Origin of the sequence: Dechloromonas sp. A34, from assembly GCF_026261605.1 — a bacterium.
Classification (GTDB): domain Bacteria; phylum Pseudomonadota; class Gammaproteobacteria; order Burkholderiales; family Rhodocyclaceae; genus Azonexus.
Genome location: NZ_CP102486.1, coordinates 1,445,342 through 1,468,250 on the forward strand (window position 1 = coordinate 1,445,342; position 22,909 = coordinate 1,468,250).

Annotated in this window: 19 protein-coding genes and 1 pseudogene; 14 read left to right on the forward strand and 6 right to left on the reverse strand. The window is 64.1% G+C overall.

Going from position 1 to position 22,909, the window contains the following annotated elements; translation table 11 throughout:
* Positions 1-132: 132 nt before the first annotated feature.
* Both NQE15_RS07260 and NQE15_RS07265 read left to right on the forward strand, forming a co-directional pair.
* Positions 133-399 (forward strand): hypothetical protein, encoded by a 267-nt coding sequence (locus NQE15_RS07260; protein WP_265947948.1) that lies wholly within the window; start codon positions 133-135, stop codon positions 397-399.
* Positions 400-543: 144 nt separating this feature from the next.
* A complete protein-coding gene (locus NQE15_RS07265; RefSeq protein WP_265947951.1) occupies positions 544-2,157 on the forward strand; it encodes a diguanylate cyclase domain-containing protein in 1,614 nt (537 codons plus the stop codon).
* 54 nt (positions 2,158-2,211) lie between these two features.
* Here NQE15_RS07265 and tyrS read toward each other — a convergent pair whose 3' ends face one another.
* Positions 2,212-3,486: a tyrosine--tRNA ligase gene (gene tyrS / locus NQE15_RS07270; protein ID WP_265947953.1), complete on the reverse strand. Its 1,275-nt coding sequence runs from the start codon at positions 3,484-3,486 to the stop codon at positions 2,212-2,214.
* 368 nt (positions 3,487-3,854) lie between these two features.
* On the opposite strand from tyrS, the gene NQE15_RS07275 reads away from it, so the two are divergent.
* From NQE15_RS07275 to NQE15_RS07300, 6 genes are all read left to right on the forward strand, one after another.
* On the forward strand, positions 3,855-5,510 hold the full coding sequence (locus NQE15_RS07275; RefSeq protein ID WP_265947955.1) for a methyl-accepting chemotaxis protein: 1,656 nt from the start codon (positions 3,855-3,857) through the stop codon (positions 5,508-5,510).
* Between the two features lie 141 nt (positions 5,511-5,651).
* The gene (gene purM / locus NQE15_RS07280; protein WP_265947957.1) at positions 5,652-6,692 is read left to right on the forward strand and encodes a phosphoribosylformylglycinamidine cyclo-ligase; all 1,041 of its coding nucleotides are present in this window, start codon (positions 5,652-5,654) and stop codon (positions 6,690-6,692) included.
* The gene (locus NQE15_RS07285; protein WP_265947960.1) at positions 6,664-7,299 is read left to right on the forward strand and encodes a septal ring lytic transglycosylase RlpA family protein; all 636 of its coding nucleotides are present in this window, start codon (positions 6,664-6,666) and stop codon (positions 7,297-7,299) included. Before purM ends, NQE15_RS07285 begins: the two co-directional genes overlap by 29 nt.
* Positions 7,300-7,407: 108 nt before the next feature.
* Positions 7,408-8,541, forward strand: coding sequence for an efflux RND transporter periplasmic adaptor subunit (locus NQE15_RS07290; protein ID WP_265947962.1), 1,134 nt, complete (start codon positions 7,408-7,410; stop codon positions 8,539-8,541).
* The gene (locus NQE15_RS07295; RefSeq protein ID WP_265947978.1) at positions 8,538-11,576 is read left to right on the forward strand and encodes an efflux RND transporter permease subunit; all 3,039 of its coding nucleotides are present in this window, start codon (positions 8,538-8,540) and stop codon (positions 11,574-11,576) included. Before NQE15_RS07290 ends, NQE15_RS07295 begins: the two co-directional genes overlap by 4 nt.
* A 12-nt stretch (positions 11,577-11,588) precedes the next feature.
* A complete protein-coding gene (locus NQE15_RS07300) occupies positions 11,589-11,948 on the forward strand; it encodes an Hpt domain-containing protein (RefSeq protein WP_265947980.1) in 360 nt (119 codons plus the stop codon).
* A 10-nt stretch (positions 11,949-11,958) separates the two neighbouring features.
* On the opposite strand, the gene miaA is transcribed toward NQE15_RS07300, so the two are convergent.
* Positions 11,959-12,903, reverse strand: a complete 945-nt coding sequence (gene miaA / locus NQE15_RS07305) for a tRNA (adenosine(37)-N6)-dimethylallyltransferase MiaA (RefSeq protein WP_265947982.1) — start codon at positions 12,901-12,903, stop codon at positions 11,959-11,961.
* Positions 12,904-12,974: 71 nt separating this feature from the next.
* On the opposite strand from miaA, the gene NQE15_RS07310 reads away from it, so the two are divergent.
* From NQE15_RS07310 to NQE15_RS07325, 4 genes are all read left to right on the forward strand, one after another.
* Positions 12,975-13,208, forward strand: a complete 234-nt coding sequence (locus NQE15_RS07310) for a hypothetical protein (RefSeq protein WP_265947984.1) — start codon at positions 12,975-12,977, stop codon at positions 13,206-13,208.
* Between the two features lie 147 nt (positions 13,209-13,355).
* Positions 13,356-13,964: a LemA family protein gene (locus NQE15_RS07315; protein ID WP_265947986.1), complete on the forward strand. Its 609-nt coding sequence runs from the start codon at positions 13,356-13,358 to the stop codon at positions 13,962-13,964.
* Positions 13,965-13,971: 7 nt separating this feature from the next.
* Positions 13,972-14,871: a TPM domain-containing protein gene (locus NQE15_RS07320; protein ID WP_265947988.1), complete on the forward strand. Its 900-nt coding sequence runs from the start codon at positions 13,972-13,974 to the stop codon at positions 14,869-14,871.
* Positions 14,872-15,369 carry a TPM domain-containing protein gene (locus NQE15_RS07325; protein WP_265947990.1) on the forward strand — a complete coding sequence of 166 codons (498 nt, stop codon included), beginning with the start codon at positions 14,872-14,874 and terminating at the stop codon, positions 15,367-15,369.
* Between the two features lie 37 nt (positions 15,370-15,406).
* Here NQE15_RS07325 and NQE15_RS07330 read toward each other — a convergent pair whose 3' ends face one another.
* Both NQE15_RS07330 and ybaL read right to left on the reverse strand, forming a co-directional pair.
* Positions 15,407-16,294: a universal stress protein gene (locus NQE15_RS07330; RefSeq protein ID WP_265947993.1), complete on the reverse strand. Its 888-nt coding sequence runs from the start codon at positions 16,292-16,294 to the stop codon at positions 15,407-15,409.
* A gap of 38 nt (positions 16,295-16,332) precedes the next feature.
* Complete coding sequence (ybaL, locus tag NQE15_RS07335) at positions 16,333-18,042, reverse strand: YbaL family putative K(+) efflux transporter (RefSeq protein ID WP_265947995.1); 1,710 nt, start codon at positions 18,040-18,042, stop codon at positions 16,333-16,335.
* 256 nt (positions 18,043-18,298) lie between these two features.
* On the opposite strand from ybaL, the gene nosP reads away from it, so the two are divergent.
* The gene (gene nosP, locus NQE15_RS07340) at positions 18,299-19,456 is read left to right on the forward strand and encodes a nitric oxide-sensing protein NosP (RefSeq protein ID WP_265947998.1); all 1,158 of its coding nucleotides are present in this window, start codon (positions 18,299-18,301) and stop codon (positions 19,454-19,456) included.
* Positions 19,449-20,552 (forward strand): ATP-binding protein, encoded by a 1,104-nt coding sequence (locus NQE15_RS07345; protein ID WP_265948000.1) that lies wholly within the window; start codon positions 19,449-19,451, stop codon positions 20,550-20,552. The genes nosP and NQE15_RS07345 overlap by 8 nt, the downstream gene beginning before the upstream one ends.
* Before the next feature lie 49 nt (positions 20,553-20,601).
* Here the strand turns inward: NQE15_RS07345 and NQE15_RS07350 are convergent, their stop codons facing one another.
* Together NQE15_RS07350 and mutL are read right to left on the reverse strand one after the other, a co-directional pair.
* Positions 20,602-21,003, reverse strand: coding sequence for a hypothetical protein (locus tag NQE15_RS07350; protein ID WP_265948002.1), 402 nt, complete (start codon positions 21,001-21,003; stop codon positions 20,602-20,604).
* Between the two features lie 50 nt (positions 21,004-21,053).
* Positions 21,054-22,888, reverse strand: a pseudogene (gene mutL / locus NQE15_RS07355) (DNA mismatch repair endonuclease MutL).
* Between the last annotated feature and the right edge of the window lie 21 nt (positions 22,889-22,909).

Genomic DNA, 22,909 nt, shown 5'->3' on the forward strand with positions numbered 1-22,909 from the left:
TTATTCCGGCGATCGCTCGCGGTGTGTGAATTTCCTAACAGTGGTCAGCGTTGTTACTTAAGTAATATCTCCCTACCATAAGCCAAAATGTTTGAATGAGTTGAAAATGCTTGCCCAAGCGGATTGCTTCCAATGACCTTGCCTGCAGACGACGAATCGACGGTAACGGTCGAGCGCCGCTCCCGGACCGACCGGCGCCAATTCGATTCCGGGCCGCCCCGCGGCTGCTTCGAACGGCGTCGCCGTGCCGAGCGCCGACTACCGACGGCAGAGGAAAACGCGATTTCCGATGCCGAGTGGGAGCGCTATTTCGGCGCTGCGGGGCAAGCCTCGAACACCCACGATTCCTTGCTGGATCACGCGGCTGAGGTTCTGGACAAAGTCCGCGATCGTTTTTGATCCGGACGCCCCCTCGATAGCACGCCCGATCGGCGCGCCCTGCGTCTACTCCGCCATCCCGGCTCGGGATGGCGTCGGTGGCCCATCTTCCGTTTGTTAAAATTGCGGCAACTGCGCGCCCAGCGCTGCCCGAAAGCCCCACCAATGCAATTCCGCCGTCTTGCTCATAGTCTGGTTGCCCAAGTTCTCGGACTGGCCCTCCTGATCACGATTTTTGGCACCGCGGTTCGCTTCACGCTGCTTTCGAACACCATGCGCGACGGCATCGAGGAACTCGTCACCGCGCATCTGTCGTCGGAGGCGAGCTATGTCGCCAGCGACATTGACGAAAAAATCCGCGCGCGCAAACAGTTGCTGGAAACCATGGCGAAGCAACTGCCGGCGAGCCTTCTCGATCATCCGCGGGAACTCGAAGGCTGGCTGGCGGAACGTCACGCCCTGGCGCCTTATTTTTCTCTCGGCATGACGATTGTTCCAGCCAGCGGCAAGGGAGTCATCGGAGAGTTTCCGCTGCTGCCCGGGCGGCGACAACTTGACTTCAGCGATGCCGACTGGTTTCGTGCCGCCCGCGACAATGCCGTTTTCGCCATTGGCAAGCCGACTGTCGGTCGTGTCGTCAATCAGGGAATCATCGTCATGGCGGCGCCCATTCTTGATGCACGGGGTCGCGTGCTGGCGGTCCTGAATGGTGTCTCCACGCTCGATACGCCGGGTTTTCTCAATCTGATCCAGAACAACACGATCGGCAACACCGGTGGTTTCCTGCTCATCTCGCCCCGCGACAAGCTATTCGTTGCTGCATCGATGCCCAATATGCGCCTCCGTCCGACGCCGCCGACCGGCGCCAACCGCCTTCACGACCGCGCGATGGAGGGCTGGCGTGGTGCGGGGATTACGGTCAATGCCTTTGGCGTTGAGGAAATTGCAGCGATTGGCAGCGTGCCCAGCGCCGGCTGGTTTGTCGTGGCGCGCATGCCGACGGCCGAGGCATTTCAGTCCGTGACCGCTTCGGGCAAGCTGCTGGTGCAAAAAGGGGGGGCCATCACACTGATCGTGCTCACCATCTTCGGGGTTTTTCTGTTTTATCTGTTTCGCCCCTTGCGCCAGGCGTCGCGCCAGATCCACCAGATGGCCGACGGCGATTTGCCGCTGGAGCCCCTGGCCGTCGTCCGTCACGACGAGGTTGGGGAAATGGTCGATGGTTTCAATTTCCTGGTGGCGAAGGTGCGCGAGAATGAACAGCGGATGACCCGGCTCGCCCACCAGGACGCCCTGACCAGTCTGCCCAACCGCCTGTCGTTCCTGATGCGCGCCGAGCAGACGGTCGCCCTGTTCCAGCGTCGAAACAGCCGACTGGCGCTGATGTTTATCGACCTTGACGGCTTCAAGCCGATCAATGACGTTTATGGCCACGAGGCGGGTGATCAATTGTTGCAGCAGGTAGCTGCCCGCCTGGGCGAGAGCGTTCGCAAGGCGGATTTGGTTGCCCGCTATGGTGGCGACGAATTCGTGGTGCTGCTGACCGATATTGGCGATCCGGAAGCCACGGCGGTGCTGGCCGACAAGATCATCGCCAAGCTGTCGCAGCCCTACCTGGTCAATGAGATGGAGGTTGTGATCGGCGCCAGCATCGGCGTCGCCTTCCTGCCGGACGATGCCGAAGACATGGATTCGCTGATTGCCCAGGCCGATGCCGCGATGTACGACGCCAAGCGGGCTGGCCGCAATTGCTACCGTTTTGCGCACAAGCCGGGTTGAGTCGCAGCGCGGCATGCAGGCCGGGCTGGTCTTGCTATTTCCGGAAGCCGAGGCTTACTGCCAGCTGATCAGGCCGTAGTTCTTCTTGCCGCGACGCAGGATGGTGAAGCGGCCGTAGAGAAGTTCGTCGCCGGCCAGAACATGATCCAGCGCCTCGAGCTTGTGGCCGTTGACCGTGACGCTCCCGCTCTGGATGAAGCCGCGCGCTTCCGACTTCGATTTGGCGAGGCCGGCGGCGACCAGGGCGTCGATCAGGCCGCCGTTGGCCTTTTCCAGTTGCACGCCGGGCATGCCGTCCTGGGCCAGCTGTTCGAGGTCGTTTTCAGTCAGATCGGCGAGCTGGCCGGAGAACAGACACTCCGTGATGCGCCGGGCGGCCATCAGTGCCACTTCACCGTGCACCAGGCGGGTGGCTTCCTCGGCCAGGATGCGCTGGGCTTCCGGCTTGCTGCCGCTGGCCTGGTCGGTCGCTTCGATCTCGGCGATGCGGCTGACCGGCAGGAAGGTGAAATAACGCAGGAACTTGTAAACGTCGGCGTCGCTGGTGTTCAGCCAGAACTGGTAGAAGGCGTAGGGCGAGGTCTTTTTCGGGTCGAGCCAGATGGCACCGGATTCGGTCTTGCCGAACTTGGTGCCGTCGGCCTTGGTGATCAGCGGCAGGGTCAGGCCGAAGACGTGCTGGTGGTTCAGGCGCCGGGTCAGGTCGGTGCCGGCGACGATGTTGCCCCACTGGTCGGAGCCGCCGATCTGCAACTGGCAGCCGTAGCGCTTGTTGAGTTCGGCGAAGTCGTAGCCCTGGAGCAGGCTGTAGGAGAACTCGGTGTAGGAGATGCCCTGGTCTTCGCGCTGCAGGCGCTGCTGCACCGATTCCTTCTTGATCATGGTGTTGACCGAGAAGTGCTTGCCGATGTCGCGCATGAATTCGAGGCAGTTCATGCCGCCGAACCAGTCGTAGTTGTTGGCCATGATGGCCGGGTTGGTGCCCGCGAAGTTCAGGAAGGGCGCCACCTGGCCGCGGATCTTGTCGACCCAGCTGGCGATCACGTCCGGCGTGTTGAGCTTGCGCTCGGTGGCCTTGAAGCTCGGGTCGCCGATCATGCCGGTGGCGCCGCCGACCAGGGCGATCGGCTGGTGGCCGGCTTCCTGGAAGCGCTTCAGGATCAGGACCGGCACCAGGTGCCCGAGGTGCAGGCTGTCCGCCGTCGGGTCGAAGCCGCAATAGAGCGTCACCGATTCCCCGTTCAGCAGTTGGTCGAGCGCCTGGGCGTCGGTGATCTGGGCGATCAGGCCGCGATCGTGCAGATCCTGGATGAGAGGGGACTGGTACATTGCAAATTCTCCACGGGACGGGCGCGAGCTGACGAAAGCCGGCGCCAAAAATTCGGACCCGCGATTTTAGCAGAGGCGCAGCTGGGCGCTGGTGGAACGCGCCGTGTGAACGCCGGTCAAAGCGATAGCTCGATCATGCACAGGGGGAAGGATCGGGGGCGTTGCGTAGGGGGCGGTTGCGGCTGTCATGGCCCCGGTTCGAAGGACCTATCCATCCGGTATATCAGCGGTTTGTGACAAGGGTTTCTGCCGCTTGCTGGCGGTTTTGGCGCGTGAGATGATCCGCCGCGATTGAGTTGAAGTCATCAGTCAATGAGCGACGAATTCGACAAAAACTAACTAACGACTTCACCCCAGAGGAGATGATCATGAACGGGATTTCAGCTTGGTGGGCCAGGGTTGGGCTGCAATTGAAATTGCAGCTGCTGATCCAGGGCTTCCTGATCATCGTTCTGGTCGGTGCCCAGCAATGGATCTTCCACCTCTTCGAAGATCAGCTGCTGACCGCCGCCAAGGAGCGAGCCACGGCCGTGGCCGATGGCGCGATCAACGGTTTGAATACGCTGATGATCATCAAGGCCGGCGCCGACGAGGTGATCAGCGACCCGAAGGCCCGCGCCCAGTTCCTCGAGAAGATGGGCAAGTCGGAAAGCGTCAAGGAAATGCGCGTAATCCGTGGCAAGGGCATCGACGACGAGTTCGATGGCGGCCTGCCGCAGGAGGTTGCGGTGGACGACATGGACAAGCGGGTGTTGGCCACCGGCGTAACCGAGTCCCAGCTCTATCACAATGGCGATGAGGCATGGCTGCGCCTGGTGGTGCCCTACATCGCCAAGAAGAATTTCCGCAGCATCAACTGCCTCGAGTGCCACGGCGTCGACGAAGGTGCCGTGGTCGGCGCTGCCAGCGTCACGATCGACGTTCAGGAAGATATGAAGACGATCGAGGAAATCAATGTCGGGATGTGGATCGGCCAAGGTGTCCTGCAAGTCGTGCTGTTCTTCGTCATCGGCTTCATTGTCCGCCGTCTGCTTCGCCAGCTCGGCGGCGAACCGGCCTATGTGATCGATATCATCCGCCAGATCGCCAACGGCAATTTGGCCGGGCGTATCACGACCCGCGATGGCGACAACAGCAGCCTGCTGTATACGACCCAGCAGATGCAGGGCAGCTTGCGCGGCATGATCGGCCGTATCCTTTCGACCTCGGACCAGTTGTCGCAATCCGCTCGCCAACTGGCTGCTTCCTCGCAACAGGTGCAGCAGGCTTCCGAGCGGCAAAGCGATTCGTCGGCCGCGGTCGCCTCCTCGATCGAGGAAATGACGGTTTGCGTCGGTCAGATTTCGGAAAATGCGGCGGGCGCCCAGCGCCACGCCTCGGAAACCGGATCCTTGGCCAAGGACGGCGCCAACGCCGTGCAGGGCGTGATCGCCGAGATGGACAAGATTTCGACGGCGGTTGCCACCTCGTCCCGGGTGATCACCTCGCTTGGCGAGCAATCGCACCAGATTTCGAATATCGTCAAAGTCATTAAGGAAATTGCCGATCAGACCAATCTGCTGGCGCTGAACGCAGCCATCGAAGCCGCACGGGCTGGTGAGCAGGGCCGGGGCTTCGCCGTGGTTGCCGATGAGGTCAGAAAACTGGCCGAGCGCACGACGCTGTCCACCCAGGAAATTGCCGCGATGATTCAGTCGGTGCAGGGCGGCACCGACGACGCCGTCGCCGGCATGGCGCAAGGCAGCATCCTGGTCGACGAAGGCGTCCAGATGGTAAGCAGTACCGGGATTTCGATGGAGAAAATCCAGGGTAGCGTGCAGAAGGTGCTGGCGGCCGTCGATGACATTTCATCGGCCCTCAAGGAACAGAGCTTGGCCAGTCATCTGATCGCCCGCAATGTCGAGGGAATCGCCGAGATGACCGAGGAAACCAGTACCGTCATCAAGGAAGTCTCCGCGTCGGCTGCCCAGCTCGAACAACTGGCTGCCAGCCTGAAAGCCGCGGTCGGCGAGTTCAAGATCTGATCTTCGATCCCGGCCTGCCCGCGGCGGGCCGGCCGCCGGAATTCCCCGGCCTGTGGCGCGGTTAGGGGCGGCCGGCGGTTTCGGGTAAAATCGCTTTTTTTTCCAGCGGATAACCTCCGCGCTTGGCACATTTCCCGGACCATGACCCAGAATACTTCCCTCTCCTATCGTGATGCCGGCGTCGATATCGATGCCGGTGACGCCCTTGTCGAGCGCATCAAGCCGCTGGCCAAAAAGACCCTGCGCGAAGGCGTGCTCGGTGGCATCGGCGGTTTCGGTGCGCTGTTCGAAGTGCCCAAGCGCTACAAGGAGCCGGTGCTGGTCTCCGGTACCGATGGCGTCGGCACCAAGCTGCGCCTGGCTTTCGATCTGAACCGCCACGATACCGTCGGTCAGGATCTGGTCGCGATGAGCGTCAATGACATCCTCGTGCTCGGCGCCGAATCGCTGTTCTTCCTCGATTACTTCGCCTGCGGCAAGCTCGATGTCGATACCGCAGCCTCCGTCGTCGGCGGCATCGCCAAGGGTTGCGAACTGGCCGGCTGCGCGCTGATCGGCGGCGAAACCGCCGAAATGCCGGGCATGTACCCGGCCGGCGAATACGATCTGGCCGGTTTCGCGGTCGGCGTTGTCGAAAAGTCGAAAGCCATCGACGGCAAGTCCATCGCCCCGGGCGACGTTGTGCTCGGTCTGGCTTCTTCTGGCGCCCATTCCAACGGCTACTCGCTGGTCCGCAAGATCATCGAGCGTTCCCAGCCGGACATGAACGCCAAGTTCGATGGCGAGCGCACGCTGGCCGATGTCGTCATGGCGCCGACCCGCATCTACGTCAAGCAAGTGCTGGCAACGATGGAAAAGGTCACGATCAAGGGCATGGCTCACATCACCGGTGGCGGCCTGCTCGAAAACGTGCCGCGCGTGCTGCCGGAAAATACCGTCGCCGAACTGGAAAAGGCTGCCTGGCCGCGTCCCAAGCTGTTCGACTGGATGCAGGCCGAAGGCAATGTCGCCGAGAACGAAATGCACCGTGTCTTCAACTGCGGCATTGGTCTGGTCGTCGTCGTTGCGGCGGCTGATGCCGAAGCCGCAATGGCCGAACTGAAGGCGCAGGGCGAAGCTGTCTATCGCATCGGCAAGATCCGGGCGCGGCAGGGTGACGAAGCGCAGACCCTCGTGGTCTAAATGGCAATGGCGGGTCGCGGCGCTAGCCTGCGGCCTGCTGCTGTTCAATGTCTCGTCGGAAGTCTGGGCGACGGGCAAGAAACCGTCGGCCAAGCCGGCGGTCAGCAAGAAAATCAAGGCGCCCCCGCGGCATGCGCGGCGCGTCGCCACCCCCGAAGTCGCGATCGGCTCGGCCGAGGTGCTCGATGCCGAGCGCGTCGGTCTGCATGGGCATGCGAGTTACTACGGCAGCGGCTTCCAGGGGCGCAAGACCTCGACCGGCGAACGCTTCGACATCAAACTGTTCACCGCGGCGAGCAATCGCTTCCCGCTCGGCACCATGGTCGCCGTGCGTCGACTGGACAGCGAGCGTTGCGCCATCGTCAAGATCAATGACCGGATGGCGGCCAGTCACCGGCGGCGGATCATCGATGTCTCGCGCGGGGTGGCCGAATATCTCGACATGCTGCGAGCCGGCGTCGTCCTGGTCCGGGTGGCCAAGCTCAAGGGAGACTGGCAGGCGCGCGGCGCCGAAGCCTGTCATGCCGCGTTCGAGGCCGATGACGATTGCGTTGCCTGCGGCCGACCACCGCGCCTGCCCGATTTTGGTGAGAGCAACGGCGGATAGCCCGACAAACTGGCCTACCGGGCCGGAATTTTTTCTGTGGCGCCAGTCACTTCGCTACAATCCGATCTTTGCTGACCGTTGGGTCAGTCACCAGCCCCGGTCGTCGTCATGAAAAAAAACACCCATTTCGGAGTTGTCGCCCTCGCCATTGTCGGCTTGCTGGGTCTGGCCTACTACGCCTACAACGCCAATCGTGCGCCGGTGGGCGCCCCGGCCGCGTCGAGTGGGGCGCCAGCGGGGATGGCGATGGCGGTCGAGGTTGCCCGGGTCAAGGCCAGTGACTTTTCCGACGATGCTGCCGCGGTCGGCACGCTGAAGTCCAACGAGTCGGTGGTCTTGCGTCCGGAGGTGGCAGGCCGGGTGTCAGCGATCGGTTTCAGGGACGGAGCGGTGGTCGGCAAGGGTGATCTGCTGCTGGCGCTCGATGCGGCGATTCAGGAGGCTGAGTTGCAACAGGCCAAGGCCAATCTGTCACTGGCCCGAAGCAACCACCAGCGCAACGTGGAACTACTTGGCCGGAAATTTCTCAGCCAGCAGGCGGTGGACAGCTCAGCAGCCACTTTGCGTGTCCAGGAGGCGGCGGTCCAGCTGGCCGAGGCCAAGTTCGCCAAGACTCGGGTCAAGGCTCCTTTCAAGGGCGTCGTCGGCCTGCGCAATGTCAGTATCGGCGACTACGTCAAGGAGGGCCAGGATCTGATCAATATTGAAGATATCGCCACCCTGCGCGCCGATTTCAAACTCCCGGAAACCTATCTTGGTCGGCTGAACAAGGGCCTGATCATCGAGGTCACCAGCGATGCGCTGCCCGGTGAGCGTTTCAAGGCTGCACTCGATGCGGTCGACCCCCAGGTCGATCCGGTCGGCCGCTCGATTTCGGCCCGGGCCCGCCTCGACAATGCCGCCGGCAAGTTGCGCCCCGGCATGTTCGTACGCGTTCGCCTGCTGTTCGGCGAGCGCAAGGCAGTGCTGCTGGTGCCGGAACAGGCGATCGTGCCGGGGGCGCAGCCGGCCGTCTATCGGGTCGTCGACGGCAAGGCGACGCTGGTCAAGGTTCGGCTCGGCGTGCGGCGTGCGGCCCAGGTCGAGGTGCTCGAGGGGCTGGCGGATGGCGATCTCGTGATCACCGCCGGGCAGTTGAAACTGCGCCCAGGAATGGCGGTCCTGGCGGTCGGCGAGGGCGCTCCGGCCGCGCCATCGGCGGGCAGTGCGCAAACTGGATCGGGAACGGCTGCCGCCAAATGAGAATTTCGGAAATCTGCATCAAGCGGCCGGTTTTCGCCACAGTACTGTCGCTGGTCGTGATGCTGCTCGGCATCGTCTCCTACGATCGCCTGGCGGTGCGCGAGTATCCGAAAATCGACGAGCCGGTGGTCACCGTCACCACCAACTACCGCGGCGCTTCGGCCGAGATCATCGAATCCCAGGTCACCAAGCCGATGGAGGATTCGCTGGCCGGCATCGAAGGTGTGGAAGTGATCACTTCCATTTCGCGAGCCGAAAACAGCCAGATTTCCGTCCGTTTCAAGCTCGAGCGGGCGCCCGATTCGGCAGCGGCCGACGTTCGCGATCGCGTCTCCCGCGTCCGTAACAAGTTGCCGGACGCGGTCGACGAACCGGTCATCGCCAAGGTCGAGGCCGATGCCAACCCGATCATCTGGCTCGGCTTCTCGTCCGACCAGCACTCGGCGCTGGAAGTCACCGACATCGCCAACCGTATCGTCAAGCCCAAGCTGCAGACCCTGCCGGGGGCAGCCGATGTGCGCATCTTCGGCGAGCGCAAGTTCGCCATGCGTATCTGGCTCGACAAGCAGCGTCTCGCCGCCTACCAGCTGACCCCAGCCGATGTCGAGGATGCGCTGCGCAAGCAGAATGTCGAGGTCCCGGCCGGGCGCATCGAAAGCCGCGAACGCGAATTTTCGGTGGTCGCCAGTACCGATCTGAAAACGCCGGAGGAATTCGGCGCCGTCATTGTCAAGACGGTCAATGCCTACCCGGTGCGTATCGCCGATCTCGGGCGGGTCGAAATCGGTCCGGCCGCCGAGCGCAGTTCGGTCCGTTTCCGTGGCCGGGCGGCGGTCGGCATGGGCGTCATCAAGCAGGCGACGGCCAATCCGCTCGAATTGTCGAAGGCCTTGCGCGCCGAATTGCCGAACCTGGTCAAGCAGTTGCCGGAAGGCATGCGCGCCGATATTTCCTACGATTCGTCGATCTTCATCGACCGCTCGATCCGTTCCGTGTTCAAGACCATCGGCGAAGCGATCCTGCTCGTGCTGGCGATCATCTTCTTCTTCCTGCGCAATGTGCGGGCGACGTTGATCCCGCTGGTCACCATCCCGGTCTCGCTGGTCGGCGCCTTCGCGATCATGTTCATGTTCGGCTTCACGATCAACACGCTGACCCTGCTCGCGCTGGTGCTCGCCATCGGCCTCGTGGTCGACGACGCCATCGTTGTGCTGGAGAACATCTACCGCCACATCGAGGACGGCATGCCGCGGATGCAGGCGGCGCTGCAAGGCTCCAAGGAAATCGGCTTCGCGGTGGTCGCGATGACCCTGACCCTGGCCGCCGTCTATGCCCCGGTGGCCTTCATGACCGGGCGCACCGGCAAGCTGTTCATCGAATTTGCCCTGACCCTGGCCGGTGCCGTGCTGGTTTCCGGCTTCGTCGCCCTGACCCTGTCGCCGATGATGTGTTCGGTGCTGTTGAAGCACGAGGAAAAGCACGGCAAGGTCTTCCTGGCCGTCGAAGGTTTTCTGAACTGGCTGAACGTCGGTTACAAGCGGGTGCTGACCGCCTCGCTGAACCGTCGCTGGCTGGTGATGCTCGCTTTCGTCATCGTTGCCGCTTCCTGTGGCTTGCTGCTCAAGGCCCTGAAGTCGGAACTGGCACCGGTCGAGGATCGCGGCATCGTTCTCGGCATCTTCTCCGGGCCGGATGGCGCGACACTCGACTACACGGAGAAATACGCCCGTCAGCTCGAGGGTATCTTCAGCCAGACCAAGGACGTCGATCGTTTCTTCGTGGTCGCCGGCAGCCCGACGGTGAGCCAGGGGATTGCTTTTGTCGGCCTGACCGACTGGAGCGAGCGCACGCGCCGTTCCACCGACATCGCCAAGGAACTGTTCCCGAAATTCGGGGCGATTCCCGGTGTGCTGGCCTTCCCGGTGACGCCACCTTCGTTGGGTCAGAGCCCGCGTGAGCGGCCGATCAATTTCGTCATCGCCACCTCGGCCTCCTATGAGGACTTGCAGCAGGCGGCCAGCCAGTTCCTCGGCGAACTGGCCAAGAATCCCGGCCTGACCAATGTCGATACCGACCTCAAGCTCAACAAGCCGGAGCTGTCGGTCCTGGTCAAGCGCGACAAGGCTGCCGACATGGGCATTCCGGTGGAAAGCATCGGCCGGACGCTGGAAACCCTGCTCGGCGGCCGCGAGGTCACCCGCTTCAAGCGCGACGGCGAGCAGTACGACGTGATCGTCCAGGTCGCGGATGTCGACCGCAGCAATCCCGACGACATCCGCGACATCTACGCCCGCGGTCGCGACGGCAGCATGATCTCGCTCGACAACCTGGTCAGCATCAACGAAACCATCGCGCCGCGCGAACTGAACCATTTCAGCCAGCGTCGCGCCGTCACCATTTCGGCCAACCTGGCCCCGGGCTACACGATGGGCGAGGCGCTGACCGCCATGGACGCCATCGCGGCCAAGGTGCTGAAACCGGGCTACGCGGTGGACTACAACGGCCAGTCGCGCGAGTTCCGGCAATCCTCGTCCTCGCTGGCGCTGACCTTCGGCCTGGCGCTGGCCTTCATCTATCTGGTGCTGGCCGCCCAGTTTGAGAGCTTCCGCGACCCCTTCATCATCATGCTCACCGTGCCGCTGTCGATGGCGGGTGCGCTGCTCGCGCTCTGGCTCTCCGGTGGCACGCTCAACGTCTATAGCCAGATCGGCCTGGTAACGCTGGTCGGGCTGATCACCAAGCACGGCATCCTGATCGTCGAATTCGCCAACCAGTTGCAGGAAAAAGGTCTGGAACTGAAAGCGGCAGTCATCGAGTCGGCCGCCCTGCGTCTGCGCCCAATCCTGATGACGACCGGGGCCATGGTCCTCGGCGCGGTGCCGCTGGCGCTGGCCGTCGGTGCCGGGGCGGAGTCACGGCAACAGATCGGCTGGGTCATCGTCGGCGGCCTGCTCCTCGGTACCTTTTTTACCCTGTTCGTGGTGCCGACCGTCTATTCGCTGCTGGCGGCGCGCATCGAGCCGGTGGCCGACTGAGGAGGCCACGGCTTGGTCAACGAATCCGGTAATTGGCCCGGCCTCGATGTCGACACTGGGCTGAGTCAGGTCGTCAACAAACAGGCGCTCTATCGCAAGTTGTTGCGCAGCTACTGCGAAAGCAATGTGGCGACCGCGCAGAAACTCGACGCCGCCCTGGCGGCGGGCGATCGGGATCAGCTCAATCGCCTGGCCCACACCTTGAAAGGGACGAGCGGGACGCTTGGCATGCCTGCGGTTTACGCGGCGGCACAAGCTCTGGAGCGGGCAGACCCGGCGGCCAGCCCCGAGCAACTGGTGGTGTTGTTGAACCGGTTGAAGCTTGAACAGGAAACAGTCCTGGTCTCGATCGAGCGTTATCTGGCGGCCTGAGGGCGCGCCCTCAGGCCGCCAGAAATTCGCCGGTGCGGGCGGCGATCCGTTCGCTCAGTCTCGGATCCAGGCAGTCGTAGTGCTCGGCCGTGAAAGAATTGGTCAGCCAGGTGATCTGGCGCTTGGCCAGTTGGCGGGTCGCGAAAATGCCGCGGTCGCGCAATTCGCTGGGCGGCAGGGTGCCGTCCTGCGCTTCCCAGGTCTGCCGGTAGCCGACGCAGCGCATCGAGGGCAGGTTGAGGTTCAGCGTGTACTTGCGGCGCAGCATCCGCACTTCCTCGTCGAGACCAGCGGCCAGCATCTCGTCGAAGCGGCGGGCGATGCGTTCGTGCAGCACGGCGCGGTCGGACGGCAGCAGGCCGATCGACAGGAAATCGTAGGGCGGGCGCTGGCGTTCGCTTTCGGCCAGCAGTTCGGACATCGGGCGGCCGCTCAGGCGGTAGATTTCCAGGGCGCGTTGCAGGCGCTGGCTGTCGGTCGGATGCAGGCGGGCGGCGGTCGCCGGGTCGACCGCGGCCAGCTTGGCGTGGATCGCCGGCCAGCCGGCGGCCGCGGCTTCGGCGTCGATCGCGGCGCGCAGCCCGGCATCGGCCTGCGGCAGATCGGCCAGGCCGTGGAGCAGGGCGCGGAAATACATCATCGTCCCGCCGACCAGCACCGGCACCTTGCCGGCCGCGCTGATCGCGGCCATCGTGGCCAAGGCGTCGGCGCGGAAACGGGCCGCGGAATAACTCTCTTCCGGCGAAATCAGGTCGATCAAGTGGTGCGGGTAACGGGCCAGCGTCGCGCGGTCCGGCTTGGCGGTGCCGACATCCATGTCGCGGAAAACCTGGGCCGAATCGACACTGATCAGTTCGACCGGCAACCGGTCGGCCAGCGCCATGGCCACGGCCGTCTTGCCCGAGGCGGTCGGGCCCATGATCAGTATGGCGGGAGGCTGGCGCGCGTCGTTCATGGCGGCGAATGCTATCACGCTCGCCGACACAGCCTCCGGCCTATAATCGGCAAATCCGAGGGAGGTCTTCCATGTCGCTAGTTCCCTGCCGCGCCTGCGGTCATCAAGTCGATACCTCAGCCATGGCCTGTCCGGGCTGCGGTGCCACCAATCCCGGGCGCAAGATGAGCCGCCAGCAATCCGACCTGATCGCGTTGCTGATCCAGCTCGTGGTCGGTACCGCCCTGGTCGTCGGCATCGCTTCCTGGGCCTGGCAGACGGTCGGGCCGATGGTCAAGAGTCAGTTGGCCAAGCCGATCCAGTAATCGGCCAGGTGGGCCAGGCGCGATCAGTCTGCGGGCATGAAAAAATAAAGGGGGCATAATGGGACTCCGTGTCGCGTTGTCGTGCCGTCTTTCCTGCCCGGCAAGCTCATTGCTATGCACGCTTTCCATTTCCGGGAGATTCCCCTCATGAAATTTCGCCTGTTAGCCCTTCTCTCCCTGATTGTCACGCTGCTCTCCGGTTGCGGCTACAACCAGGTTCAAATCAACGACGAGGCGGTCACCGCCGCCTGGTCTGAGGTCCTCAACCAGTACAAGCGGCGGGCCGATCTGGTGCCCAACCTGGTCGCCATCGTCCAGGGCTATGCCGCCCACGAAAAAGAGGTCCTGACCCGGGTCACCGAGGCCCGGGCCGGCGTCGGCAGCCTCAAGGCAACGCCCGAGCTGGTCAATGATCCGGCCGCCTTCGCCAAATTCCAGCAGGCGCAGAGCGAACTGTCGAGCGCCCTGGGCCGCTTGCTGGTAGTCAGCGAAAACTATCCGCAACTCAAGGCCGATGCCAATTTCCGCGATCTGCAGGCGCAGGTCGAAGGCACCGAAAACCGCATCACCGTCGCCCGCAACCGCTACATCAAGGCGGTGCAGGACTACAACGTCTCGGTCCGCACCTTCCCCAACAACCTGACGGCGATGGTGATGGGCTGGAAGGCCAAGGCCAATTTCACGGTCGAGGACGAGAAGGCGATCAGCACGGCGCCCAAGATCGATTTCAACGCGCCGCAGCCGGCCGCGAAGTAGCCCTGAGATGATCCACCTGGCCGCTCGCCTGGCGCTGCTCTGGTTTTGCCTGCTCGGCGGGCTGGCCTGGGCTGCAGCGGGCAGCGAGGCGGCGGCTCCGGTGGCCATTCCGCCGCTGACGGCGCGAGTTACCGACCTGACCGCGACGCTGAGCGCCGAGCAAAAGGCCGGCCTGGAACAGCGCCTGGCCGATCTCGAAGCACGCCAGGGGGCGCAGGTGGTGGTGCTGCTGCTCCCGAGCACGCAGCCGGAAACCATCGAGCAGTTCGGCATCCGCCTGTTCGACGCCTGGAAGGTCGGGCGCAAGGGCATCGACGACGGCGTCCTGCTCATCGTCGCCAAGGACGACCGGCGCCTGCGCATCGAGGTCGGCTACGGCCTCGAAGGCGCCCTCAACGACGCCACGGCCAAACGCATCATCGCCGAGGTCATGACGCCCTTGTTCAAGGCCGGCGATATTTCCGGCGGAGTCAGCGCTGGGGTGGACGCCATTCTGAAAGTGGTGGCCGGCGAGGCGCTGCCCGAACCGGCGGCCAGGGATGACGGCCTGACCAAAGGCGGCGGGCAGTGGAAGCTCGGTGACCTGCCCGAAGCGGTGATTTTCGGCCTGCTGTTCGCCCTGGTTGTCGGCGGCACCGTCCTCCGCCACCTGTTCGGTAATCTGCTGGGCAGCGCCGTCGCCGGCGGGGTTGCTGGCGGCCTCGGCTGGCTGGTCGTCGGCGGCGTGCTGGGCATCGTTGGCGGGGCGCTGCTCGGCATTTTTCTCGCCGTGTTCGGCCTCGATATCCTGCTCAGTGGGCTGTTCAGCGGCGGCTCGCGCGGAGGTTCCGGAGGTGGGTCGGGCGGCGGCGGCTTCAGTGGCGGTGGTGGTTCGGGTGGTGGCGGTGGCGCCTCGGGGAGCTGGTAGATGAAGCTTGGACGCGTATTGAAACATTGGCTGGTGCCGCCCTGGCTGGCGGCCCGCCGCTTTGGCCCGGCCCTGTCGGCGGAAATCGGCGCTGCCGTCGAAATCGCCGAGGCGACCCAGCGCGGCGAAATCCGCTTTGTCGTCGAAGGCCCCTTGCCCTTCGCCGTTCTCTGGCAAGAGCGCACAGCCCGCCAGCGGGCGGCCGACCTGTTCGGCCGGCTGGGGGTCTGGGATACCGAAGAAAACTGCGGCGTCCTGATCTACGTCCAGCTCGTCGACCGGCGCGTCGAGATCCTCGCCGACCGCGGGATTGCGGCAAAAGTGCCGCAGGCCGAGTGGGATGCCATCTGCCGCCACATGGAAGCCGCTTTCACCGCCGGCGACTACCGGGGCGGAGCCTTGGCCGCCATCCGCCGGGCCGGCGAATTGCTGACCGCGCATTTCCCGGCCGGGACGACCAATCCCGACGAATTGCCAAATCAGCCGATGGTGATTTGATTCCTGCGTCGAGCGTCTCCGGCAGCCCTCGCAAGTGCTAGTTCAGCGAAACCAGGACATCGCACTGTGATTCGGTCAGCACGTGGCGGGTGACACTGCCGATCAGAAGTTCTTCGAGCGCGCTTTCGCCGTGCTTGCCGATGACAATCAGATCGCAGTCCAGTTCCTGTTCCTGCTCGATGATGTGCTGTGAAGGATCGCCCAGGATGAGCTTCAGGCTGACTTTGCCGGCATCGACGCCGATGCCGGCGCGCAGTTCGGTCAGCTTCTGCATTGCTTCGGCGCGCGCGGCAATCTGGTAGTGCGTGATCGCGGCATCGTCGACCCCGGCATACCGCAGTTTTCCTTCGAAGGGCATCACGGTGGCATGCAGCAGCACGATCTCGGCTTCGCCGGCAATGGCGCATGCGGCACTGATTGCACCGCGTGACGATGGCGAGAAGTCGACCGGCACCAGCAGCCTCCGGTAGGGTACGTGGGCGGCCTGCTTGACCACCAACAGCGAATGCGAACTCTGGCTGATCATTCGCTCGGCTGTCGAGCCGAGCAGCAGATGGCGCATGAAACTCGCACCGCGCGCGCCGAGGATGAGCAGATCGGCGGCCATGGCGTCGGCCAGGTTGGCGATTTCGTCGAGCAGGGGGCCGGTTACGACATGGCTGCCGGCGGCGACGCCATGTTGCTCCAGCAAGGTCGCGGCCAGATGATGCAGTTCGTCCCGGCAGTTATCGATCACGCGTTGTTCGACCTCGGGTGGCAACTCGGCAACCAGATGGCGGAGCTTTTCGAGCGGTGCCAGCGAGGCGACATGGATCAGGTTGAGGGTAGCCCCGCTCGCCTTGGCGACGATGGCGGCCCGTTCGGCGGCGTGGCGTGCCGGGGCGGAGAGGTCGGTAGCGGCAAGCAGGCGACTCAATTTGGCCATGGGCGGATTCCTTTTGGCTTGGCTGGCGCAGGTTGGTGTCAGGTATTTCCTGTCGAGGCATGCGGCGCGAAGCGTTGCTGGACATGATGGATCATGCCGCGGGCAAGTTCCTCCTCGCCATAGAAAACTGTGCCGATCCCCTCCTTGCGCAGCAGCGCCGACTCATCCTCGCTATGAGTGCGCAGCACGATCTCGATGGCGGGATTCAGGGTTCGGGCGATCTCGGCCATCTGGCGCAGGTTCAGGGCATCCGGTGTGGCGATGACGAGCATGGCGGCATGGGCGATATGGGCCTGGATTAGCACCTCCGGCTCGGCAGCATTGCCGGAGACGGCTGCGGTGCCCTGGCGGCGCAGGGCTTCGACCCGTTCCCGGTTCTGCTCGACGACGACATAGGGAGTGCCCTGCGCTTGCAGGCTTTCGGCAATGCGCTGGCCGACCCGGCCATAGCCGACCAACACGACCTGGCCTTCGAGGTATTTGCGCTCGGTGCTCATCGGCAACTGGGCGTAGGGGTCTTCCCGGCGCTCGAGGTCGCGGGCCAGGTCCGAATGTGCCAGCGCCCACTTCCGGATCGGCTCGACAGCGGCGAAAACGAAGGGGTTGAGGGCGATCGAGATCAGCGCGCCGGCCAGCACCAGGCTCATGCCCTGGGCCGAGAACAGACCGAGCGTCATGCCGAGGCCGGCCAGGATGAACGAGAATTCGCCGATCTGGGCCAGGCTGGCGGCCACGGTCAGCGCCGTGTTGAGCGGGTAGCGCAAGGCGATAACCAGCATCAGGGCGGCGATCGACTTGCCGATGATGATGATGGCAACCACCGCCAGGACCTGCCACGGCTGTTCGACCAGGATCGCCGGATCGAACAGCATGCCGACCGCGACGAAGAAAAGTACCGAAAAGGCGTCGCGCAGCGGCAGCGACTCCTCGGCCGCACGGTGGCTGAATTCCGAATTGCGCATCACTGTGCCGGCGAAGAACGCGCCCAGCGCGAACGAGACGCTGAACAACTGGGCGGCGCCGTAGGCGATGCCGATCGCGGCGGCGATCACTGCCAACGTGAACAGCTCGCGCGAGCCGGTCCGAGCGACCTGCCAGAGCAGCCAGGGCAGGGCGCGGCGGCCGACGATCAGCATCAGGGCGATGAAAGCGGCGACTTCGAGCAGGGTTCGGCCGATGCTCTGCCAGAGAGGAGTCGTCGCTTCGGCGCCGCTACTGCCTCCCAGCACGCCGGCCAGCGGCGGCAGCAGGACGAGAATCAGCACCGTCGCCAGATCTTCGACGACCAGCCAGCCGACGGCGATCCGCCCATTCATGCTGTCCAGGATGCCGCGCGCCTCGAGCGCCTTGAGCAGGACCACGGTGCTGGCGCAGGACAGCGAGAGGCCGAAAATCAGGGACATGCCGGGCGTCCACCCCCACCACCAGCCGAAGCCGTAGCCGAGCGCGGTGGCCAGCGTCATCTGTACCACGGCGCCGGGCAGGGCGACGCGTTTGACCGACAGCAGGTCGTCGATCGAGAAGTGCAGGCCGACCCCGAACATCAGCAGCATGACGCCGATTTCCGAGAGCTGGGAGGCCGTCGCGATGTCGGCGACGAAACCCGGTGTGGCCGGGCCGATGGCGATGCCGGCGAACAGGTAGCCGACCAGGGCGGGTAATTTCAGGCGTTCGGCGAGGAAGCCGAAGATCAGTGCGAAGCCGAAGGCGGCGGCGAAGGTTGTGATCAGGGAAACGTCGTGTTCCATTCAGGGACCAATTGTCGAGGCGCGGCGCTAGGCGCAGGTTCAGGCTGGCAAGCCTGGTGTTTGAATGCGGCGTGCGTCCGGCGTTCAACGAAACTGCCGCCCAAGCCGGGAAAATGACAGCCGACGGCGGCTGTGCCGTGGGAATTCTCCCATGGATGGTGGGCGCTCGCCCCCTGTTCCGGGGAAAAAACGGGATAATGGTCCGAACGTCAGACCCGATCGCCGGACATAACTAACTGAATATATTGGAGACAGTATGACGACCGATTCGCTATTCCGCCGCGCGCATACGCGTGCCGTCGACGCGCGTCAGGCAGCGCGCGAATTTCACGCCGGCGTCAGCCAGCCCGACATGGCCATGGTCATCTTCTTTTGCTCCAGCGAATACGACCTCGAAGCACTGGGCGACGAATTGAATCGCCTGTTCGGCGACGTACCGCTGCTCGGCTGCACCACGGCGGGCGAAATCGGTCCCGGCGGCTATTGCGGCCATAGTCTCTCCGGCGTCAGTTTTCCTGCGGCCGCCTGCGTCGTTGCCGCCGACCGCTTTCCGCTACTGCAGCAATTCAAGTTTTCCGCAGGGCAAACCTTTGCCAAGAATCTTTTGCAGAGTCTGGAAAGCCGTTCGCCAGAGGTGTCGACGAGCAATACCTTTGCTTTCCTGCTGATCGACGGTCTGTCGGTGCGCGAAGAACCGGTGGTCTACACCTTGCAGTCGGTCCTCGGCAACATCCCGCTCTGCGGCGGTTCGGCCGGTGACGACCGCAAGTTCGCCAGTACCTGGATCTTCCACGAGGGGGCTTTCCACACCGATAGCACCCTGCTGATCCTGGTCAGCACGCCGCTACCCTTCCGGGTCTTCAAAACGCAGCATTTCGTCAGCGAAAAGGAGCGCCTGGTCGTCACCGAGGCCGATGCGACGAACCGTGTCGTCAAGGAAATCAATGGTCTCCCGGCCGCCGAGGAGTACGCCCGCGTGCTCGGCGTTACGGTCGCCGAACTGACGCCGGATCGCTATTCGGAAACCCCGATCGTTGTCGTCATCGACGGCACCGACTATGTGCGTTCGGTCCAGAAGGTCAATCCCGACGGCAGCCTGACCTTCTTCTGTGCCATCGAGGACGGCCTGGTCCTGCGCGTGGCGCGTGGCGCGGATATCGTTTCCAACCTCGAGCAGGCCTTCGGGCACATCCAGGAAGAGATTGGACCGCTTCAACTGTGCATCGGCTGCGATTGCATCCTGCGCAATCTGGAGCTCGCCCGGAAACATCTGACCGAGCAGACGGCCGACCTCTTCGACCGCAACAATACGATTGGCTTCAGTACCTACGGCGAGCAGTACGGCGGTGTCCACGTCAACCAGACATTTACCGGTATCGCGATCGGCACCCCGCTCGAGAAGATCGATGGCTGAACCCGCCGGCGCCCCTCCCGTGCCCGAGACGGCGGCACTGCAAGCCGAGGTGACCCGTCTCAACAAGATGGTCAACGCGCTGATGAACCGGGCCGAGCGTGACATGGGGGCCAAAGGTTCCTCCTTCACAATTTTCCAGAATGCCGTCACCCTGGAAAACCAGGTTCGCGAACGGACGCAGGCGCTGGAAATGGCCCTGCACGAGAATGAACGGATCAACCGCGCCTTGCAGCGCGAAAAGGAAGCGCAGCGCGCCCTGATCCAGAAGCTGGAAGAGGCGCACAACCAGTTGCTGCAGTCCGAGAAGCTCGCCTCGATCGGCCAGTTGGCGGCCGGCGTGGCCCACGAAATCAACAACCCGATCGGCTTCGTCAATTCCAACCTGGGCACGCTGAAATCCTATGTCGGCCAGTTGCTGGTCGCGATCGACGAGATGACGGCCGGCATCGAGCCGCTGCTCGCCGATCAGCCGCTGGTCCGTAGCCGGTTTGCAGAGATCGCTCGCAAAGCCGATCTCGAATTCCTGCGCGAAGATATCTGCAACCTGATTGCCGAGTCGATCGACGGCACGGCGCGGGTGCGCCGGATCGTCCAGGACCTGCGCGACTTTTCGCGAACCGGTGAAATAGCCATGGAATGGGTCGATCTCCATGCCGGCCTGGAGAGCACGCTCAATGTCGTGGCCAACGAAATCAAGTACAAGGCCGAGGTCGTCCGCGAATATGGCACCCTGCCGTTGGTCGAGTGCCGGCCGTCGCAGATCAACCAGGTTTTCATGAACCTGCTGGTCAATGCCGCTCAGGCCATTACGGGCAATGGCCGGATTACGCTGAAATCCGGCTGTGTCGGCGATCAGGTATGGGTTGCGGTCAGCGATACCGGCGCCGGTATCCCGTCGGAACTGATGGTCCGCATTTTCGATCCCTTTTTTACCACCAAGCCGGTCGGCAAGGGCACCGGGCTCGGTTTGTCGGTTTCCTACGGCATTGCCGAAAAGCACGGCGGGCGGATCGAAGTCGCCAGCCAGCTCGGGCAGGGCAGCACCTTCACCCTCTGGCTGCCGATTCGCCAGGCCACGAGTGTAACGGCGGCCTGACGGGGCGCCGATTGCCGGCAGGCGCTGGCAGGATGACGATCGTTAGCGCTTAGTTTAAAAAGGTCCGCACCAGACCGTAGGCGGTCGCAATGCCGATGGCGACCATGGCCGCCAGCATCCAGCGCAGGCGCACCCGCATGGCCTCCGCCTGTGCAATGAGCAGCGCATTCTGCTCGGCGAGCGCCTTGATCAGCTCGGAGGATGCCAGCAGCTGATTGTGCAGATCGGCCATCGCCGCCTCGATTGCCCCGATCTGCGCATGTAACGACGCAAGCGTTTGGGTTTCGGGCGAGTGGCCCGGGTTTCCAGGCGAAGTTTCGATGTCCTGCGCTGACGACTTGCGGCCGATTGTGTTCCAGAGCTTCTTCGCCCCATCGGCCACTTTGGGGGCATTGCTGATGACATCGGACCAGGGAACACTCTGTAATACCGTAAGCCAGGGGATGGACATGGGGAGCCTTTCTGAATGGTTTTGAAGTCTGCTTCAGCCGTGCCCTTGGTTTACTGGCCGCGCAAGAACAGCTTGTCCAACTGGTCCATCGTCAGCTCGGTCCACGTCGGCCGGCCGTGGTTGCATTGGCCGGCGCGTTCGGTGTCTTCCATCTGGCGCAGCAGGGCGTTCATTTCCGGGACGGTGAGCAGGCGGCGGGCGCGCACCGCACCGTGGCAGGCCATGGTGGCGAGCAGTTCGTTGCGCCGCGCCGTGGCGAGCTGGGTAATGCCGTGTTCGCGCAGCTCGGCGATCAGCGAGCGGGCCAGCGCCGCAGGGTCGCCCGACTGCAGAAGCGCGGGCACGCTGCGCACGCCGAGCTGGTTGGGGCCGAGCGGGGCGATCGAGAAGCCGAGATCGGCCAGGGCGGCGCTGTGCTCCTCGACGGCGGCAATGTCGAGCGCTTCGGCCGAGAAGACGGCCGGGATCAACAGCGCCTGGGTGGCGATCTGGCGGTTGTCGAAGGCGGTCTTCAGCTTTTCGTAGAGGATGCGCTCGTGCGCCGCGTGCATGTCGATCAGTACCAGGCCGCGCGCGTTCTGGGCCAGGATGTAGATGCCGTGCAGCTGGGCCAGGGCGTAGCCGAGCGGCGGGCTATTTTGCTCAGCGGGGGCGGCGGGCTGGAATTGCGGGGCGACTTCGCTGTGCGGGGCGGGCGATTGGCCGATGTCCTGGGCTGCGCGGGCGAAAGCCAGGTAGGCCGCGGCGGCCGGTTCGCCGACGCCGAGTGAGCCCTGATGGCGCAACGGCGGGGCATAACTGGCCGGCGAACGGAAATCGGCAGCCACGGCGCTCGTTTCGCCTGCGGCCGACGTCCCCGGCGCGGGCTGGGCGGCAGCCGGCAGCGGCGCGCCGGCGCTGCTCTCGACCGGCGCCGCCAGCGTGCGCTGGATGGCGTGGAAGACAAACTGATGCATGGCCCGCGAATCACGGAAGCGGACTTCGGTCTTCGCCGGATGGACATTCACATCGACCAGCGCCGGATCGATAGTGACGAACAGGCAGACGGCCGGCTGCCGGCTGCCGTGCAAGACGTCGCGGTAGGCTTCGCGCAGGGCGTGGGCGATCACCTTGTCGCGCACGAAACGGCCGTTGACGAAGACGTACTGGCCGTCCTTGGCGTCGGTGGCGCGGGTCGGGTCGATCGCGAAGCCGGCGATGGCGAGCGGGCCGGCGGCGGCCTCGAGGGTGCGGGCGGCGCCCAGGAAATCGTCGCCGAGGATGTCGGCGATGCGCCGGGCGCTGTCGGCCGGGCGAGCTGGAACAAGTTGCGGCCGTTGTGGGTCAAGCTGAAGGCGACGTCGGGCCGGGTCAGCGCCAGGCGCTTGACGGCATCGGCGCAGTGCGCGAACTCGGTGCCCTCGGCCTTGAGGAACTTGCGGCGGGCCGGGGTGTTGTAATAGAGGTCGCGCATCTCGACCACGGTGCCGGCCATCAGGGCCGCCGGTTCGGGCTCGGCGTTCGCTTCGGCCTTGAGTTTCCAGGCGTGGCTGGCGCCGCGTTCGCGGCTGCTGATCGCCAAGCGGGCGACCGAGGCCACAGAAGCCAGCGCTTCGCCGCGAAAACCGAGCGAGGCGACGCGTTCGAGATCGTCGAGCGAGACGATCTTCGAGGTCGCGTGGCGGGTCAGGGCCAGCGCCAGTTGCTCCTTGGCGATGCCGCAGCCGTCGTCGGTGACGCGGATCAGCTTGACCCCGCCTTCTTCGAGATGGACCTGGATCGCCTTGCTGCCGGCGTCGAGGCTATTTTCGAGCAGTTCCTTGAGAACGGAGGCGGGTCTTTCGACCACTTCACCTGCGGCAATCTGGCTGATCAGCAGGTCGGGAAGGCGGGCAATCGTCGGCATGGCCGGATTATAGCTTGCGGT